We start from the raw sequence: 19892 nt of genomic DNA, 5'->3' as shown, positions 1-19892 counted from the left end.
AACGGGGTCTTGCAACCCTAGTTCAAATTGACTTCTCGGATCACCAGTTTCTTCCCTTCAATCGCCAGCATAAAGGCGATCAGGTTGGCTTCAAGTTTGTCGGTTATCCGGGAGCGGCTCGCATAGACCGCGGCTTCAAATTCCGACCAACTTCCAAAGCTGCCATATTCGCTCCGCAACTGCTTGACTACGGTACAGAAACTTGGGGAAGCTCCGGTGATCGCCGACAGACGTGTCGCCCCAACATTCTGGTCATTCAAGTTGGCTGGCCCACCCTTCAGTTCGCTGGACGGGGGCGGAATATCAACCGGTTGAACGACAACTGGCACAGGGTCCTTGTCCCAACCCTTCGACCCTTTGCGCGGAACATGTAGACCCGCCATGAATGTGACCGCCTTGCTGAACATTCCCGCCGGATACTCGGCCCCTGCTTCGGCGGAAGCACCGTGATAATCGGTCGTCTTTACATGAACCCACACAACGCCCAGCTTCTTTTTCTTCGCTCCCCTGCCCTCTTCGGGCCTCATCAGCTCTTCGACCGTCTTCTCAAAGGTGCGGACCTTTCCGCCTGTGTTGATTGCGCCTGGGGCCGGAATCCAGTTTTTGGGCCCGGGCGGACCACCCAGCCGTCTGGTGATCATGTGCATTCTCACCCAGGGGCTGCGCCCATCGCGCGCTCTGGTCAGGTCCCAACCTCTAAGCAATGTGAATGCAGGATTATCGCCTGATGCTTCGCTGGGATCCTCCTTCGTGCTGCGCTTCGAGAGCTTCTCCAGATTTGCGGACTCGGGACCATTGAACTTCGCTTCAGCCACCGTGTCTGGCAGTTCGCTTTCACCATAGCCAACCAGCTTGGCAAGCATGGTTGCAAACTGGGTGAGCAGACTTGGAATCTCCTCACGCGCTTCCTGGCTGGCGTCTGGTCTAGACCTGGGCTTGATCTCTGCATCATGGAAAGCTAGCGCAGCCTGGGCGTCACTGCGCGTGTCTGGGGCCACGTCAGGGTCTTCGATCATTTCCTTCAAGAAGGTGACCACGAGGCGCTTTTTCGACTCGACATATAGCACTGCACTCTTCTCGCTGCCTTCGAAGTACACTTTGTGCGGCTTACCATCGGCGCCGACGAAATTGCGCAGATCCTGCCACCATTTCAGGATCGCCTTCGCCCCGGCCTTCACGGCCCCGATAACCGCCTCGATCGCCGCCTTGATCTTGTCGATCAGCCACAGGATTGCGGCATCCACCCGCTTGCGCAGGGCATCGATGATGTCGCGGATCGCCTTGCCGACGCCGCCGAGGCCAACCTGATCGGCCAGGAACCCGATCACCACGACCGCGCCTTTGCGCAGGATGACCGCGAGTTTGGCCCCCACCACGTCAATCGAGCCTGCTGCGATATCCAGGACATTGTCGAGCGTGCTGCTGACCATGTCCAGAATCTGCCGGGCCCATTTCTGGGCCGTCACCATCGCACGGTAGATGCGCTTGGCAATGTCCACGACCTCGGACAATCCGGCCGTCGCGGCGGCCGAGGCGGCGATGAAGGCGATTTCTGCGGCGACCTTGCCGGCCACCCACTCGGCTATCCCGGTCAGGATTGTCAGACCAAAATCCTTCGCCTGTCCGACCATTCCCTTCGCATTCTCGGCCGGGGTCTTGGTTGTGTCGATCGCCCGGTTCACCCAGGCCAGGACGCCGGTAACCTTGCCCATGATCTGGCGGAAGCGCGTTACCTTCTGTTCCGGGAAACGCGTGGCAAGCAACTTGTAGACGTGATCCTCGTTCAGCCCCATCACGCTGGTTGCCAGTTCGAAGAGCTGCTTCGGCTCATCCCATTTCGTTGGGATCTGGATGTTCTTGTCCTTGATCTCACCCAGAAGCCAGCCTTTCAGCCCGTCCTTCAGAACCTCGATCTTGTCATTCCAAAGAATTCGGAAGCCCGATCCCAGCGACCGGATGGCGTTCTTGATGAAGGCAATCGGCGCCTTGACCACCACATCCCAGGCTGCCATCGCCTTGGCGGCCACCTTCTGCAGCAACTCAAGTGGAAGATTGAAGACCCGCAGGACAAGATGGAACGCCGCCCTAACCGCGCCCATCAGGTCATGATCGTGGAAGACCAGCTTGATCAGCTTGCCGACGTCGGCTTTGGTCTTCTGCCAGGCTTCATTGTCTTTGGCGAGTTCCTGGAACAGCTCGATCTGGCGCAGGATGATCGGGCCTAGGAAGTCCACAATCGGGTCGCGAACGCAGGCCGGGACCAGGTTCCAGATCGCTTCGCCCAGGAAGACCGGCAGCGCCCAAATGTCGAGAACAACATCGGCCACCCGCTTGAGGAAGGCCATCGCGCGGGACAGGAGGGTCTTCAGCCGGTCAAGCGCGGTTCCGACCCAGACCGCAACCTGCGCAAGTCCTGTCTGCGCCCAGTCGGCAAGCGCCTTCGCCTGCGTGTGGATCCACCCGATAAGTGACTTGGCGGCCGAAAGGACCGACCCTTCCAAAGCACCCGCAAGGCCGGCAATGCCCCCGACGAAGGAGAGCATCGCCCCGGACAGCGCCGCGGCCATCCCCGTGACCCGCTGGGCAAGCGACCGCGTCGTCGCCAGCAGTTCAGGGATGAGCACCGCGCGGATGTGTTCGCGCATCCGCACGATGGCATTGCCCTTGCCCCAGTTCGCGGCGATCCAGCGGATGCCCTGCACGGCACCGGCCGCCGCCGCACCGACCGCAACGATCGGCCCTGCAGGTGAGAAGAGAAGGAGGATCGCGCCAATGGTGGCGCCCACCACCTTGATCTGACGCTCGAACGGGGCAAGCTTCGTGCGGATCTTGCCCCAGACTTCCGTGACCTTGGCCTGCGCCCATTGCAGGATTCCGGCCTGACCTTCCGGCCCGTCGCCAATGCCGAGCTTGCGCTTGACCCAGTTCCAGGCCTGGGCCAGAAGCTCGCGCGTCGGGGCGTAGGCATCCCAGATCCATGCCCAGACCTTTTGAACCAGCCCGACCAGTTGCTGCAGCTTTGCCCATTCCTCGGCTGCACGGGACTTGATCCATTCCCAGACCGGAGCGCCGATCGTCGTCCAGACCGCATCGAGGAAGTCGTGGACCCGCTTGACGATTGGCTGAACCTTCTCGACCATCGGCGTGATCAGGGCGGTTGCTTCGCTCTCGATCTTCTCGGCAGCGGCCCGGATCGGCGCGCAATCGTTCTGGGCAATCTGACCCGCAGCCACCTTGAAGCCTTCAACCATCGGCGCAAAACGCGCGGCCAGAGCGGCCCCGGCCCCACCAACGGCCCGGACCGGAGCCATCAGTCCGTTGAAGACTGTCTCTGCCGCCCCCGAAAGGCGCTTGCCCAGCCAGTCCACAAGCCCGGTCGGGCCTCCGTCGATGATTGGCGCAAGATCTGGCGCAACGACGCTGACCGCCTTCCTGGCCAATCCATCGGCGGTCAGACCAAGATCCTCGGCCAGCGACCGGTTCACCTGCGTCTTGCCGGCCGCTCCTTGTTGGACCGTATGCGTCAATTCATGTGCCAGCAGGCCGCGCCCCTGGGCGGTGTTCGGCTGGTACTCGCCGCGGCCAAAGAAGATGTCGCCGCCGACTGTGAAGGCGCGTGCGCCCATCGATTGGCTAAGCTTGGCGGCGTGATCGTCCGTGTGGACGCGAACCGAGCCGAAGTCGGCCCCAATGCGCGGTTCAAGATCCCTGCGCACCGCCGGCGACAGCGGAGAGCCGCCGCCGAGGCGCGCCGAAATGGCTTCGGCCGTACTTGGTGCAACGGTTCCGCCAGCGGCCCCGTCGCCCAGCGCGGCAGACTGTATCTTGGGTGCGGCGCCTATCAGCGGCCTTGCCGTGCCTGAAGACCTCTCGACTGCGGCTGCGACGCTTTCCGCTTCGCGTTCCGCTGCATCCCGCGGTGACGACACCTGAAGTGCGGCCAACGCGATCATGCCGCGATTGCCAACCCTGCGTTGCAGGGACGGTGTCAGACTGGGCGATGGTGCGGTCACCGCAGGCGTCCGCTGGCGCTCGGCGAGAGCGGGCTCGGAAACCTTCAGTTGCGCTGGGGCCATCGCGTCGTCTACCTCCCGCTGCGGTTAGGCCTGACCTTTGTGCCGCCAGATCACGTCCAAACTCACGAACGTCGGGCCCGATCCAGGTCCTGCCCGATGAGCCGGGGCCGGATCTGGCGGACAGACGCATAGTTGGCCGGAATGGTCCCATCCTTACTGACAGACCCCAGATCGATCTTGCCAATCAGGATGCAGGCGCAGTCGCAGCCAGAACCACATTCGCCGGCCACGTGGTCTGCATAGCAGTCGAACTCCATCTTGTCGGTGCCATCGCCCTTGACCGGAGGGTTGATCGGCGAGACGACAATTTCGCCTTCCATGGTTTCTTCCTTGGCTGGCTTTGGGTCCTTCACGGACTTCGACTTGCTTTCGGCAGCGGCCGCCGCTGCGGCGGGCACTGCCTCCATGGCTTCCTCTTCGCAGCAGCAACCCTTGCCCTTGCCCCCTTTTGCGGGTTCGGGCGGTTCACAGGAACAGGCGCAATCCGGGCGCTTTGCTAGCAACTCGATCCGAACACCGCCCACAAGGCGGGTAAAGGACCGTTGGGCGTCACTGTCCTCGCCACAGGCCAGTTCGCGGGGGCGGCACGGTATCTCGGTATAGCAGGCCGTCACCCACAGGGACGCTGGCCAGTCGCCACATTCGGGATCATATTCCAGCATGGTGGCGCGGCGGAGTTCCAGCGGATTGCCCAGGCAGTCAAGCCCGACCCCGGCCGAAACCTCGACTTGGAGCTTTCGCCCGTTGCAGATGAGTTTCGGCGAAAGCTTGTAGCCGCAGATCACGCCGCAGCCAAAAAGCGATCGGAACAGAAGCTGGGTGAGGCCACGCGTATAGCTTACCCCAGCAGTCAGGTCGTCATCTTCAAGCAGAAGCCCCGGCGCATAGGTCGGACGGATCAGACTGCCCTTCATCGAGGTTTCGGGATGGTTCATCGGTTTTGTCATGATTGGGTCCTCGGATTTCTGCCGGAATCATTCGTTGGCGGTTTCGCGGACAACCGGGCGTCTTCGACCGGCGACGACGAAGCTGGAATGGTACATGCCACCTGGCGTGCCATTGCCGCTGACAAGCCCGTTCAGGCCTCTTGGATCAGCGTCGATGGCCTGACCCGAGCAATCACGGATCAGGCTGCCGCGGATCTCGATCTCGCACAGGAATGTGCCGCCATTGAACCAGGACTTGTTGCTGTCGACCTCGTCGGCAAGCCAGTCGGCGTCGACATGGACGACGAAGCCCAGCGCGGTGGCGTCCATGCCGTTGCCTGACGGATCCAGGGGGATCAGCCTGTCGACCGGAACCCGACGGCCAATGCGCCAGCCGGATTCGTTGTTGGTGGTGTGGATCGAGATGACGATGGCATCCAGAAGCAAGGTCGAAACCAGCACGGGGCCGGTGAAGCGAACAGTCAGGCCCGTCGTGCCCTGCCTGGTCCGACTTTGCTTCTCTGTCTTCTCGGGCTTGACCGGTGCCGAAACGGGGGGTTTCAGCAAGGAAAGGAATTCCTCCCACCGCACCGGATCGGCCCAGTCAAGCCGCCGGTGCTGTGCTTGCCAGCTGACCTCGCTGATCCGGGTAAGATCGCACCCCCGAATAAGGTCATAGAGAAGATCGTTCGTCTTAACGATGCGGCGGGGATGGCATGCGTCATCGATGCTTGCGACCAACAGGGGATCGCACTTTCCAGAACCGCCGACCAGGGTCACGCAGGCAAGGTCAACTGGCGCAGATGCGTCCATGGCAAGGCCATCGCAATCCGAAAGGTTCGCGCCGCCCCCAGCGTCCTTGCGTCCTTCGACCCATGCGCACAGGCGTCCGTGCGGTCCGCGTTCGTCGGCGTCGCATCCGCAGCTGGAATGGCAGCCGTCGTCTTCGCTGCACACGGCCTCGCCACAGGGGCAACGGTCGTCCGCACCGATCAGGCGCAGCGAGAAGACCGCTGTCTCGCAGACACGGTCATGCTGTGGTTCGTCGCAGCTGCAGTCGCCGGGCGTCAGGGTTCCCGCCGGACGTTCGGCGTAGTGGATCGCGAGGACATACCGACCTGGCGCGAGGTTCTCGGCTTTCTGCCATCGCGGGCCATTGGAGCCCTGCCGGAGAACCACTGTTGTCTCTCGGCCAAGCGTGACGGGACCCTCAAGCATGATCTCGCGCCCGTGACGGTCCAGGGCAAGCCCTGCACTTACCGTCAAGATGCCGCCCTCTCCAGCAGCATCCTGACTGACGTTTTCGGCCTCCCCGCCGCTCAGCGACAGGGCGAAGCCCCGAACCACTCCCCACCCAAGCACAGAGCGGTTGATGAGCCGCCTTCTGCCGACCGCGTACTCCTGCTCAAGCACATAGGCAGCGGCCTTCATTCGCTTTCCGGTGAAGTAACGGTTCCGCAAACCGGCACCACAAGGGACCCAGTCGCCGGTGCTCGAGGATTTGACTTCCTTTGACATGCTTTGTTTCTCCCTCCTGAACGCGCGTCAGGACAAAGTGAACCCGGTCTCTCGACCGAGCGAAGCGAACGGATCGGTCAGACGGCCGAAAACAACAGTGCGGCCGATCTCGGCAGTACGCCCAAGGGCCCCGGGACCATTGTCATCGAGCAAGTCCCCGTCTTCCGACAGGAATTCCTGGCCTCCAGGTCGGCGCCAGATGATCTGCAGTCGAACTCCGGCCGGCAGTACCTGCGCGACAATCGTCGGCAAGACCGGTTCCAAGACCTCGCGAACTGCCGCAGCCGCCCTGATTGTGATCCTGAGTGTCGAGGCCAGAGCAGCGAGCGGGTCCGGCAGGTCGCCGCACATCAGGCGCGTTCGTCCGAGGACAGCACCCGCACCCAGTCTCGGCGTACCCGCAGGCTCTCCTGCAAGCAGGAAGGGGATCGGCGTCCCGGCGCGCGCGCCTCCTCCGAGGATCATCGGACGGTAGTCTGCAGCCGTATCGACAATCTCGAACTGCGCGTCGTCCGGCAAGAGAGCCAACAGCAGCTTCTTCAGACCATCACGTGTGCCGCGCTGACGGATCAACTGGCCAGCCTGAAGAACCAACCGGCGCTTGATCTCGGTCGGCAGTGCGTCGTGCCAGGGGATGTCAGTCCATTCGGCAATCCGGTCTAGCCATTCCGGCGGCGCGGTCAGCGGCTGGACAAGGTCTCCGATCCCGGCGATCCGGGCGTCTATCGCTTGCGATGTCGTCTCGATGACGCCGACGAAATCACGCAAGGCCGACTGCCGGTCGTCCAGGGTGCCTCGGAAGACGGCGGGAAGCATCGCCATAAGGGACGTTTCGGGATAAAGCACCCGCATTTCCAGCAGCTTCGGCGTTGAACCCGCCTGCGGAGCGTCGACGTCAAGGCGCAGCCAGATCATGCGCTCGGTCAGCCGGTAGATGGGGACCTCGACTGGCGTGCCTGCGCCCAGCGGACCGGTGAAGGTCATCGGCGGCAGCAGTCGACCCTCATCCGTCAAGAGCTGCCAAACCATCGCTATGCGGCTTGCCGAGGTCATCGAAGTATCAGCCGCAAGCGCCCGGACCCTTTCAGCCAGACGCATGTCCGACGTGCCGGCTGCGGTGCAGGACAAGGTCGCCCCCTCGGGCAGCGAAACGCGGCATTCCGCCCGCAGCCAACCCTCGCCCTGGTCATTGGGCAAGGAGGTCAGGACAGGGGTGAGGAACGTGCCCTGACGACGCGCCCCGTGAAGGTCGGCTGCACCGCCCCCCTCTGTACCCGATGGCCCGAAGGAAAGCGCGCCAACGGTCGTCACCAGGACGATCCGGTCCCGTGCCAAAGCGATATCGGTAACGGTCGGTACGGGGCCTGGACTCGGCAGTACGGGCTGCACTGCAGGCTGAAGCGCCTCACCGCGCGAATCCAGAAACAGGATTGCCTCGACCAAGGTCGGGCCCATCCGACCCGTACCAGATACGGATTGTCCGGCCGCGCAGGGATCGGCACAGCTTGCGTCAGGCCGGGTCAAAACGGCGATCCGCCCTTCGCCATCCGATGCGATCCGGTGCCAGCGGCATCGGGCACCGAATTGCGCTGCGAAGGGGTCATGCTTCACGTTGCCCGACGCTGGGTCGACGTAGTAAATTCGCTGTTCGGTCACCGAAAGCAGCGCAACCATCTGGCCCCCGTCGAGACCCGCAACTTCGGTGACACGGTCCAGGCGGCATCCAAGGCGGATCCGCCGACGGACGCATCCGGCGCGGTCAAGTTGCACGAGTAGGCGGGTTTCGCCCGACGCGACTAAGGCCCAGATACCACTGCAAGGAGCCGATGTGATGTCGAGGATCCGCGCCTGGGGCCAACCATCTTCGCCCAGCAAGCGAGGGACCCCGATCATCTGTTCAAGCGCCAGCGTATCACGATCGAAGCGCTCGACTTGACCGGACGAGAATGCCCAGATCGAGACTGCATCGGCCACCAGACGCGAGGACGCTGCAAACGCACCCGCCACTTCCACGGGACCTTCGTCGGCAAAGCCCTCCCGGAGCAGCCAGACAGGCGCGCGCACCAATGCTTCCGCAGTGTCGCCGCGACATACCACAAGGCCATCGGGGGTGACGGCCACCGCCTCAAGACCCCGGCGTGGCCCGATCCATCGCGCCCGCGCGGGCCACGCGTCGACGGGGGCCAAGCCTTCCGTAGGCAGCGCTGCCGTCATTCGGTCCTGCAGCCCCGATGCCCATTGGTCAGTGAGCGCAAAGCGGTAGGATCGCATGGACGCTGCAGTCATCTCGCATCCTCCCTGCCAGCTGCGGCAATCCGCAGGCTTTGGGGTCCTATGTCGGGCACACACCTTTCGCGGGGGCGGAGTTGGATCGTCGAACCGGCAATTCGCCCGTCGATTGTCAACGCAGCGTTGACAACCGCCCTTACGTCGGGATCAGCGCGCAACCAGCCCCGGACCATGGACAGAGCTATCGTTGCGGGCGCCGCAAGGCTTTCATTCCGCACATCTGCGGGGCGCAAGCCAAGGCGTCGCCGCAGCATGTCCTTGCACCGCAAGAGAACTGCAGCGGCGTCCGCACGCGGTTCAAGCTCCAACTCGGCAGTCAGGCCGATACGGACCGGCAGGGGAGCCACGACATCCAACGACCGGCCGATTGGCACCTGCGGACGCAGTTTCGCACTCAGCTCGTCGAGCCATGCGCGCGAAGGGACCTGCCAGCCCTCATGGTCACTTGAGCTGGCTTGAGGTTCGACAATCCAGGCCATTAGCGTGGTCACGGCACCAGCCGCCTGCAGGCCGGACGCGCTTTCCGGCAGCACTAGGGCGTCGGCGTCGAACCCGCGCAATCCGCGGGCGGCTGCGATCAGATCCGCACCTGTGACGCACTGCGGTGCCTGAGCGAGCTCTCGCCGCACCCGCGTCTGCAGCTGCGACATGGTTTCGGCGTCACTGCCATGTTCAGCGGGCGCCGGATTGAACCAGATCGGTCCGGAAAATCCGCGGACTGTCCAGGTCGTGACCGATGCCACGTTGCCACGGGCACCATCGGATACGCTGTAGCGAACCATGAGCGCTTCGCCAGCGTCGGGTGCCCGTCCGTTCACGCCATTGCCGAAGCCGATGGAACCATCGCGCTCGTCCAGGCTAAAGACAAGCGCATCGGGGCCGGCCGTTTCCAGATCGCCCGGCTTCCAGTCGCGCCGGAGTCCGGCACGATCCAACGTTTCAACGCTGAACGGCAAGCTTTCCACCCTGCCTGACCGCTCGGGTTTCCAGACCTGGTCCGGCAGACCGGTGCCAAAGTCGGAAGCCGTCTCGGTCACGGTTTCCACCTGTTCAGCGGCAAACACGTCAAATGAGATCCGCCGCAGGCAAGGCCGCCGCAGTAAACCCGCCCGGGTCGGTCTCAGGATCAGGTCAAACGTCCGGTTCAGATCACGTGGCCGCGCAAAGCGCAGGATACCGGTCCGGAACAGCCCGCTCGTCCCATCCGCCAGGATCCGCAGTGGCCGTTCGTCAACGCCTTGCCTAAGGGACAGGGACAGGAATTGCCGTTGACGTATCACTTCTGGCAGCCTGTCGGGCTGCAGGACTTCGATGCCAAGCGCCAGCGGAGACGGCTCTGACAGCGGTTGCGGTACTTCCTTCTCAACCCTGCAGCGCAAGACTAGCGCGTCTTGGGGGGTCGGGTCGCCGGCGAAGGGACGGAATGCGGCACGTTCGACCGCCCCCGGATCGCCCCATTCGATGACCGCGCCGGTCGATGTCTCGCTGCACACGCTTTCGATCCGTAGGCCGGACACCGAGAATGCCTCGATGGCGCGAAACGCCGAAACGCCCGGCAGATCTGCCGCAATCTGCACCTCGGCTGCGATCTTCTGCCCCGAGAACGCTGCCAGAGGGCTCGTGCGGGCCGGTGTCGACAAATGCGGCCACAGCAGGACAGAGGCCGGGCTCGGCCCCTTGCGCCAGGCATTCAGGATGGCCGCAAATGCCGTCCGCTCATCCCGGCGCAGGCGCGACAGTGAATAGATCTGACCGTCGGCTATATGCGCGAGAAGCTCGATCAGCATGATGCCGGGATCATGGATGTTGTGATCGGTCCAGCCTGCGGCGTTCGCTGGAATGATCGCCCGCGCCGCCTCGACGAGGCTTGCGAAATCCGCAGTGTCGAGTGTCGCGCGAATGCCGGTCATCGTGTGACTCCCAGCTGTTCGACCCCAACCCCGGCCCGGACCTGGATCCGATCTGCCCGCGCCACGATCATCGCATCCGCTGGCAGGCGACTGGAGGACCCGCCATCTTGCCGGATCGCAACATCCAGCAGCGTCACGAGATGCGGCACGTCGTGGATCGCAGCCGCGATGTCATCGGTCGTCGGCAGACGTCCGAATGGCCAGCCCTGCCCCCGCGCGCCACCGGTGGCGGGATCAAGCATGGCCAGAATGCGAAGTACGATCTGTGCGCGCAGCCCCCCAAGGTTTTCGAAACCATCGGCTTGCGCCTCGACGTCGATCCAGAGCGGTACCGGTCTTGGCGGGACTGCGACTAGCGCACCTTGACGGGCCAGGGATGGACTGACCCGGGCTTGCAGAAACCGCGTCGTCTCGCGCAGCATCGCATTGGACGGCAAGGTCTCGGCGCCGCGCATTGCAATCACGACCGCTACGGCGCCCTTTGGCCGGTTCAGCGCAACGGCCTGGCCGATTCCGTCGGACGCGCGCAAGGCAAGCCTGCTGATATCGTGCAGGGTCACGGCGCGGTCCCGCATCGCAAGCTCTGCAGGTGCGGTGCGCAAGACCTCGTCGACCGTTTCGGGATCGCTTCCCCCCGCCGCGGGTTCGGGGGCAAGGACCGCCTCGACGCCCTGGACGGCACTTACCAAGCTGACCTGTCCCCAGGCCTCCACCGCATTGGCCGCGGCGGTTCCACCCGTCCGGTACCGGACCGCCATGATGACATCGCGCCCTGCGGGAGGAATGCGCCCCTGCGTGCCGTCACCGAAGGCAATTTCGCCGGTGACCGCATCAAGCGTGTAAATCCGCGCTTCCGGACCTGCCGTGGTCAGATCGCCCGACGTCCACAGGACCCAGGGGCCTGGCCGAGATCCGATCTGGTCCAGAACTGCCGCCCCATCTCTCTGTTCGGCCGCAAGAGCAGCCGCCTCGTCCGGTCCCAGCAACTCTCGGACCCGCACTTCCAGACTGCCACGGACGATGGGCGGCCGCGCCAGTCGGAAGCGTTGGCCCGGCGAGGCGTCGGACGATCCGAGGAGTTCGGAACTTTGCGTTTCGGCGGCAGAGGCCCAGGCCGCATTAAGGTGGATTCCGGTAACTCGCGGTGCCCAGCTTTCTGTCGATCCGGTACCGGCAGGCGCGATCCGCAGCCAGTGCAATTGCCGACCGAACAGGACCGTGGGCTCAAGGGGCACCTGTAGATCGAGGCTCAGGATTCCGGTCTCGCTAAGCCCGAAGGTTCCGTCAGAGGACGCGATGGTTCTGAAGCCGACAGATGTCAGTCCAGACACGTCCAGCATCACGGGTCGCAAGCCTGGATCGCGCGGGATCTGGAAAAACAGGTTCACCGGCGCGCCCGAAAGCGGGGCATCGAATCCAAGAAACAGCGCGCGTGCTGACGCAGGCTTGCCGGCAACTTGGGCCACCCCGCCCCGCCCGGAACCGGGTACCGATCCGCATCCGCAATCAATCGCCTCGATGCCCTGGCCGACCGGCATATCTGATCGGTCGCCTTGCCGGATCACCTGCCGTTCGAGGTCATCCGACAGATGGACGAAGATCGGGATCGTCGCGTTTTCGGCATCGTTGACCGCCGTCTGATCACGCAGCGTCCCGGCGTCCTCGGTCAGGACATGGGCAAATAGCGTCGCGCAGCTCAGGCTGTAGCGCACGGACAGATGCACGACGACAGGCGCACGCACGGTGCTTCCATCACGACGCACGATACGTTGTCCACTGTCCTTGTCTTCCTCGACCCAGACTTCCTCGATCCCGAAGTCACCATCGACCAGCCGCGCCCTGATCCAGCTGTTGGGCCGTCCCAGAACTTCGGTCGGCGCAAGGTCATCCGGCACGCAGAACTCAACCTCGCCCGAGGTGACGAAGCTATTGGTCCCGTCCACGAGGTCGGGAATCGTGGCCCAGGCACGTCCGTTCCAGTACTCCCAGGACAGGTTCGGGTTGCGCGGCCGCGACGGCGACCACAGGGATTGCGCCGCCATCGTCTCGGACAAGACAACCTGCTGCACGTCATCATCAGTTGCCAGAACCAAAAGCTGTTGCCGCCCGGTGTCGATCTTCTCAAAGGCAAGCTCTTTCTGCGTGTCCCAGTCGAACACCGCCAGCCGCGGTCCCGGCGGGCTCGGGATTTCGGCAACGGACTCGATCCTTCCCGCGAGCCTTTGTTCCAACCGGACACACACGAGAATATTTGTCAGCTGTTCCAGCTTGAAATCAGGCGTTCCGGCTGCGGGGCGGAACACGACGGGATCGTCTGCAGGCAGCTCTGGTTCGGCACGAACCAGCCGGGGCTTCCCGTCGAATTCGAACCCAAGGAAGATTTCTCCGGCTGGAAGGTTCGGATCGGCAAGTAGGGCATCCAGCTCCGGCGTAAGCGAGACGTCCACCTCTTGCTGATCTCCGATGGCTTTTGCCCTGACTGGTGACCCACGGAAACTTTCAGCACGGACGGTACCCGGGGGAAGGTCCCAAGACCTGTCCGGAACGATGAACGTCCCGCCGCCGGGGGATGGGAGCGCAAAACTGACCCGCATCAGCGACGCAGAGGCATCAGGCACGCGCAGAAGACGGTTGGTCCAGTCCTCGTTCGGGTCGGCACCCGGAAGGGTGAGGCATCTCAGGACAGACGCCGAAGTGACAGCGCCCTCCGTCACTCGGGTCATTCCGACACTGCCACCGAACCGCGGACATAGCCAAAGTCCATCCGGTGTCATCGGGACCGGTGACTGGACGTAGCGGCTTGAGGCGGGCATCGGGTCGATGACCTGGTCAAATCCGCCGAGGAACGGACTCCAAAGATGCAGGGCAGTGGTTCCAGCTTCGCCATGCGCCGCCAGAAGCACGCCACGCTCGTCCTTCTGCCCCAGCCGCAGCGGGGCCAAGGCCTGGCCGATCAAATCGACCTCGAGTTCGCGCGTTTCAGTCCCGCGGTCCACCACGAAGATCTTCGCAACCGGCGCAATGGCCTCGCTTTCCGAACCTGGGTCCGACGCAAGCTTGGCAAAGCCTGCAATCAATCTGTCGTTGTCATTCGGGTCAAGGATGACTTGCGGATAGACAAGGGGATCGCATTTCAGCGCCCCAGGGATCGGTTTCCATTCCGGACCCCTGATTAGCCCAAGCGTCCCATCGGCCGCGATGGCGGCCAGTACGTGGTGCAGCGGCTGCCGGCCGTGCAGGTCTTCTGCGCCATCAACCGCCGAAAGTCGCAGGACCATTCCTGTTGATGTCGTCGGCTGATAGTGTCGGCTCCACCTGTCGGCTACATCAGCGCGCCGGGAATAGACGATGCCACCCTGAACGGCGTAAACCCGCAAGGCATCCTGCCAGTCACCGTCAGAAATCAGGATCACATCGCCCAACTCGCCAGAGCCCGGCGCCCCGAGGTCCTGCCAGTCCCCGGCACCCTCTGGACTGCCGGCCGCCGTCAGCCAGAACCACACAGTCGTGCCATCTCCAGCGGCAAATGCGGCCCTGCCGGCGTAACTCGCCGCGCCTGGTCGCGACTGGCGTGACAATGCAACCGCCCGGCCATTCAATGCGGGCTGGACCGGCATCAGGAAGGTCGGCTCTGCCTGCGCCTCGTCTAGCTTGACCCGCAGCAGACGGCCATCATTTCCGACCGCCGCCGCAACGGCGAAATCCTCGGGCAACCAGGCGACGGACATCGCGGTGGCAAAGCCGTCCCCGAGTTCGAGATCCAGATGCACACAGGCACCGGGCTTTGAAAACGCCTCGCCCGAGCCGATGTGGAAACTGTCGAAGCGGCGCGGCTCGCGCCCGAAAGGCAGGAAGGGCTGGTCGGTAACCAGTTGCACCGTCGGTGCCATCGCGTCGTAGGCGACGCCTTCACCGCCCGTGCCCCCCGGATTGATCCGCAGCGCCAAAGCCGCGACAGTGGTCGGGACACCGGCCAGGGCACTGCCCGGCGGCAGGGTGGCCCGCAGCCAGCGCGACGTTACTCCACCGATCTCAAGCGGCTCGGTCGCGCCTGCTGGCTTCTGCAGCACGTATCGCCCGGCCACGGGCAGCGGTGTCAGGGCTTGCCAACCGGGTGTGTCGCTTTCCGCGGTCTTGCCCCAGTAGTGCCAGATGGCATCGCCGGGTGGCGTTCTACCGACCAGTTCCAGCTGCGCGGCCGTCGAAACGTCCAGTGCCGTCATGGACCCAAGGTATAGCGCATGGGTCTGCCGGTTAGGTTCGGCGTCCGTAAGCTGTCCGTCGGTCGGGAAGGGATCGAAGACTTCGGCGCGGCGCAGGATTTCTCCAGGCGCCAGCGCCTGTCTTGCCCCAGGGTCGATCTCGACCAGACCATCCTTTGCGGTCTTCACCCGGTAGCGGCCCCCAGACTGATCGATCAGCTGCATCCCGGGCGCGCAGCCGGTGGCCGGGCGTAGTTGTAGCGACGTGGCGCCCCTATCGATGGCCGCAGCAAGTTCCCAGCGATCGATTCCTTCGGCCGGTCCCGAAGGCGTCAGAAGCCCAACCGGAGCCTCGGCATAGAAATCGTCTCCAGGCCTCGACCCGATGATCGTTACAAGCGAAGCGCCCTGCAGGAACACCGGTGTGTCGATTTCGAACGGAACAGGATCGCTGTCCGTGATGGCTTGCAAGAGCACCGGCACGCGCGTGCCGTCAGCGCGTGATCCGGCCAGCATCACGGAATCAGCCCCTGGCGCCAAGCGAAAGACCAGCGGAATGCGCGCCGCCTGACCTGGCCTTTCCGCGACTCCCAGCCAGTGCAGGTAGTCGCGGAACACCTTGTCTGGCATGACGTCGAGGCGGCTGGTGACTTCGGAAAACACCCGCGCGGCAGCACGCAGGACAATGTCGGCAGGGTCCAACCCGGGATCGGCCGGCCGCCAATCGGGCATCCAGCGTCGTGCCCGGCTGCGCATATCGCCCAGAAGCAAGGCCATGCTGCCCGCATCAGTCCGATCTGTCCTTTGGCCGGTCATCCGCGGAACACCTCCGCCATTGACCCGCCTTCGCGGAAATAGAATGGGAAGACGAAGTTGCCGGTCTGATTGGTCCGCCGGACTCGATACTCGATCTCGACCAGCAAAGTGCCCTCGGCCGCATGTGCCGAGTCGGCGCGAACATCCAGAACTTCAATCCGCGCCTCAAACCGCAGCAGAGCCTCGCGAACCTCGGTCTCGATCCGGGTCAGCATCGACATGTCGATCACGTCAAAGACCAGGTCGTGGATGCCGCAGCCGAACTCCGGACGCATCACACGTTCCCCCCGCTGGGTCTCGAGGATGATGCGGATTGCCTGGCGCACGTCCGTCTCATACTCGACTAGCGCGATCCCGCCCGTCCTTGGATCCAAGGCAACGGGAAAGGCCCATCCCCGGCCCAGCCATTCCTTGCGTTCTTCGTGGCCCCTGTCCTGGTCCATTCCCCTACCCCACCAGAACCGTCGGTGCGCCGGCCAGAATGGCGTTCGGTCCCCCGGCCTCGACGATGGTGTCGCCCATCCGCGCCGCAGGCAGGCCACCGATCATGACCGTGGCGCTGCCCATCAAGACCGTTCCGCCGACATGTGGCGGGATGCCGTTGAACAGTGGACAGGCATGGAAGTCCGACATCGCCCTCCAGGCAGGCTGCCCCGCGATCAGCACGGTGGCGCAACCCGGTCCCGGTCCAAGCGGTGTCCCGTGCGAGGTCTGGTCGCCAAGCCGTGCCGCTGCCATTCCCATGTTCCGCCTCCCGTCTTCAGTTGATCGACACGAGTGTGCCGTTCAGCGTCAGGGTTCCGCCTGCCTTGATCGCCATCGTGCCCGTTGCATCGATCGTGATACGCGGTGCCTTGATCGTCAGGCTGGTTGCCGCCTTGATTTCCACCGCCCCAGAATTGGACTGAAAGGCGATCGAGTTGCCCTTTCCGTCGTCCAGCCGAAGACCATCGTCGTTGAATTCGATGTGCTTGCCATCGGACAGCTCCAGGCGAATCCGACCCTTTGCGCCATCATCGAAAGTCAACTGGTGCCCCTTGCGGCTTTTGATCAGGCGCAGATCGTTCTTGCCGTCACTGTTGCTGGCCGGGGCCTTGTCGACCCCGTTCCACAGCGACCCGACGATGTAGGGAAAGCGGACATCCCCCCGCTCGAAAGCAACAAGTACCTCGTCATCGACTTCGGGCAGGAAGTAGACCCCGCGTGACGCCCCGGCCATGGGCATCGCGATCCGGGCCCAGTGACTGTTCGTCGGCTGATCGTGCCAAGGAAACCGCACCTTGACGCGCCCCTGTCCGCTTGAGTCCTTGTTTTCCGTCACGATGGCGACGGCCACGCCCTTGGCATGCCCGCCTGCCTCGACCGTCACTTCCGTCGGAACACCGGTCATCGAGTTCATTGCGAGGGCTCCTTTACCTTAAGCCGCGTCCGGTAGCCGGAGGCGTCGACCTTGTGGGTCGTCTGTTCGATGAAGTAGGTTTTGGAGAAGGGCTCTCCGACGCCGTCGATCTCTACGTTCTTGTCCGGGCAAAGGTCCGGAATGCCGATGGTCTCTGCCTCGCCAGTCAGGAATTTCTTAGAGTTCTCGGTCAGGATGGCTTCAGCCCGCTTGCGCGCCTCGGCTTCGGAAAACACCGGCTGGCGCAGACGCAGCGTGACCTGTCGGCCGGTCGCCTCTGCCAGGATTTCGCCCGCGCTTCTGCGACCAGGATCAATGCCAGAGGCTTGTGCGGATGTGGCGCGACCGACGATCTCTTTCTTGGTTGCAGGATCGCGGTGCCGGATCTCTACCGCAGCGATCTGCCCGGCAAGGTTTGCCTCTGGACGGAAACTCAGAAGGCTGCGCCCCCAAGTCAGCTTTGCCACTCCAGTTCCACGGTCATTCGGCTTGCCAAACCTCAGGACGCGATCGCGTGCTATGTAGAATTCGAAATGGTTCCGCTTGGCCAAGGTCCTGAGGAAGTCGACATCGGTCTGCTGGTTCTGCTCGATCTGCTTGTGCTTCGGTGCGGACTGGTCGATGTCGGCCGTCAGATTGGACAGGGCGGCGATCTTCCGCACGACATCGCTGTCGCTGGCATCTTTCCAGGCATCCGAGTTGGCCCCAAGCGTCAGCGGATAGAGATGGTCATACCCCGATACGGTAAGTTCGGGTGAGCCGCCCTCGGAGAATCCGGTGGCGATTTCGGTGACCAGTCCGCTGATCATCTTTGTCAGACCCTTCGGTCCGACATAGCCCATGAAAACTTCGACCGGCGCACCGAAGCTCAGGAGGTCCAGAAGGGGCAGGCCATTCGGCGTAAGGAACTTCTTTCGGGTGATGTCGTAGGTCCCGGCGACCGTAAAGGAAAACCGACCCGGGCCGTTCAGCACCAGATCGACCTCGGCCTGTGTCACTGCGATCCTGACGTCGCGCAAAAGCGACATGGCCCCGACCTTCACGTCGAAATCCGGCACATAGAACGCCGCATTGTCTCTAGCGAAATCCGACAGATCCACGATCGCTCTCCAATGGGGGGACGATGAGCCAGTCGCCTGGCCTCAGGGCGCGCAAGTCATCAAGGTCGTTGGCTTCGGCAATGACACGCCACTTGGCTGGGTCCTGATACTCGCGCCAGGCCATCATCCACAGCGTATCAAGCCCAACGAGGACGCGGCGCTTGCTTTTGTCAGGGGACTCGAGCCGAGGTTCGATCAGAAGCTCGTCCAGTGTCCGGTATTCCTTGAAGGTGATGTTCACCGATGCGCGCGCTGGTATGCCGTTTGGATGAAACAGCGTCATCTTGCGCGACATCTTCTCGATGATCGCCTTGAAGCTTAGCCTGCCCCAGACAAAGCGCACGACCGGCGGGGCATGGATGCTCGACCGGATCTCCAGAAGACGCGACAACTCGTCGAGCCTGCCGTTTGTGCCCTTCGTCCCCGCCGTTGGCCTGTCGGTGTAGTCGTCCAGGAACAGTTCCATGCTCAGCAAGTCGGCTTCGCCGTTGATGAACTGGAGGATCGGACCGCTCAGCCCCGGGATCGAGGTCGACTTGTAGACGTTCGACCTCTCGATCGAATAGTCGGTCGGATTGAACAGGACGCGGATCTGATCGACCACGGACGTCCCGTCCAGCACATCTATGACCGCCTTTTCCAATGCCATGGCGCCACCTACCTCCCTGCACGTTCGCGTGCGATGCGCTCGCGCTTGTCGATGCGTCGGATGACCTCGTCAGCCAGCTGCGCCAGGTCGGAGGCGTCGAACCTTGGTATGGCCGTCGGTCGATCCGGATCGGGCACAGAGCGGCGCCTTGCTTCAGGCGCAGCGTCTTGACGCGTGGCCGGACGGCTGACCGCTTCTGTTGCGAGGGCCTCCCCGCGCTGATGGTCCCGGCTGACGAAAGGGTCGGCGATCCTGTCTGTTATCCCATTCGATCGGGTTTGGGCTTTGCGCCACTCCAGCACCGTCGCGGGCGTAGCCTTGATTGGACCTGTCGACGTCGTGACCTGCCGTGGGACCCCGGCTGCGTGCGAGGGGTGATCCTCTCGGCGCCAGGTGACGTCCGGACGGTGTCCGGAAAGGGCGGCAGCCTTGGGCGCGTGCACAGAGGTCCGGAAGGTAAGAAGGGACGGAGCTACGGGCTTGATCAGCGCTGGTGCCGAAACGATGCCCGCAGGCGCTGCTCTGACGGCCAGGCGACCAGTCCGCCATTCCAGGTTCTGCGGCGGGCGTTCCGACCCGCTCCGTAAAGGCGACGCCGGTAGGGCGCGTGGCGCATCCGGGACAACCGGCACAGCCGATTGCCCTGGTAGGGCACCCTGCAGTTTGGCAACGAGGATGCGCCGGGTGGTGGTCGACCAGATCATCCGTGTCCCGGCTGACCACAGGCCATCTTGCGACGCGCGGGGTGCTGGCTTGCCGTCTACCCCTGGCGTACCCGATGGGCCCGGAAGCCCGATCATGGTCGTCCAGTGCGTGTCGGTCTGACGCTGGACAACGACCTGCCGGGTCTCAAGGGAAGTGACAGACCTGATCTGGGTCGGCCACCGCAGGGGCAAGGCCTGCGACCTGGACCGCCGCCAGACCAGGCCCACACTGCGTACACGGGGGCGATCACCGACGGCCTTCACGCCACCACGCCGTGCAAGCCGGACGGCGCCTGTGGCGAC

General features: G+C 63.7%; 11 protein-coding genes. All 11 read right to left on the bottom strand.

All coding sequences use genetic code 11. From position 1 onward, the window contains the following. Window positions 1-17: 17 nt before the first annotated feature. A complete protein-coding gene (locus tag AC2EAL_RS21395; protein WP_484726269.1) occupies window positions 18-4076 on the bottom strand; it encodes an eCIS core domain-containing protein in 4059 nt (1352 codons plus the stop codon). Between the two features lie 62 nt (window positions 4077-4138). Beyond that, complete coding sequence (locus AC2EAL_RS21390) at window positions 4139-5023, bottom strand: hypothetical protein (RefSeq protein WP_484726268.1); 885 nt, start codon at window positions 5021-5023, stop codon at window positions 4139-4141. A 27-nt stretch (window positions 5024-5050) separates the two neighbouring features. After that, a complete protein-coding gene (locus AC2EAL_RS21385) occupies window positions 5051-6520 on the bottom strand; it encodes a hypothetical protein (RefSeq protein ID WP_484726267.1) in 1470 nt (489 codons plus the stop codon). Window positions 6521-6547: 27 nt separating this feature from the next. After that, the gene (locus tag AC2EAL_RS21380; RefSeq protein ID WP_484726266.1) at window positions 6548-8806 is read right to left on the bottom strand and encodes a phage tail protein; all 2259 of its coding nucleotides are present in this window, start codon (window positions 8804-8806) and stop codon (window positions 6548-6550) included. Continuing rightward, window positions 8803-10719, bottom strand: a complete 1917-nt coding sequence (locus AC2EAL_RS21375) for a baseplate J/gp47 family protein (protein WP_484726265.1) — start codon at window positions 10717-10719, stop codon at window positions 8803-8805. Before AC2EAL_RS21375 ends, AC2EAL_RS21380 begins: the two co-directional genes overlap by 4 nt. After that, entirely contained in the window at window positions 10716-15698 is a 4983-nt protein-coding gene (locus tag AC2EAL_RS21370) for a hypothetical protein (RefSeq protein ID WP_484726264.1), read from the bottom strand. Before AC2EAL_RS21370 ends, AC2EAL_RS21375 begins: the two co-directional genes overlap by 4 nt. Before the next feature lie 35 nt (window positions 15699-15733). Beyond that, window positions 15734-16180 carry a GPW/gp25 family protein gene (locus tag AC2EAL_RS21365; RefSeq protein WP_484726263.1) on the bottom strand — a complete coding sequence of 149 codons (447 nt, stop codon included), beginning with the start codon at window positions 16178-16180 and terminating at the stop codon, window positions 15734-15736. A 4-nt stretch (window positions 16181-16184) separates the two neighbouring features. Beyond that, a complete protein-coding gene (locus AC2EAL_RS21360; protein WP_484726262.1) occupies window positions 16185-16481 on the bottom strand; it encodes a PAAR domain-containing protein in 297 nt (98 codons plus the stop codon). A 16-nt stretch (window positions 16482-16497) separates the two neighbouring features. Next, window positions 16498-17136, bottom strand: a complete 639-nt coding sequence (locus tag AC2EAL_RS21355) for a phage baseplate assembly protein V (protein ID WP_484726261.1) — start codon at window positions 17134-17136, stop codon at window positions 16498-16500. Further along, window positions 17133-18236 carry a phage late control D family protein gene (locus AC2EAL_RS21350; RefSeq protein ID WP_484726260.1) on the bottom strand — a complete coding sequence of 368 codons (1104 nt, stop codon included), beginning with the start codon at window positions 18234-18236 and terminating at the stop codon, window positions 17133-17135. Before AC2EAL_RS21350 ends, AC2EAL_RS21355 begins: the two co-directional genes overlap by 4 nt. Then, window positions 18214-18885 (bottom strand): CIS tube protein, encoded by a 672-nt coding sequence (locus AC2EAL_RS21345; RefSeq protein WP_484726259.1) that lies wholly within the window; start codon window positions 18883-18885, stop codon window positions 18214-18216. The genes AC2EAL_RS21350 and AC2EAL_RS21345 overlap by 23 nt, the downstream gene beginning before the upstream one ends. Window positions 18886-19892 lie beyond the last annotated feature (1007 nt).

The organism is Tabrizicola sp. T74, from assembly GCF_057219935.1.
Note: the sequence above shows the minus strand (reverse complement) of the source record. Positions and strands in the feature narration are given on the sequence as shown.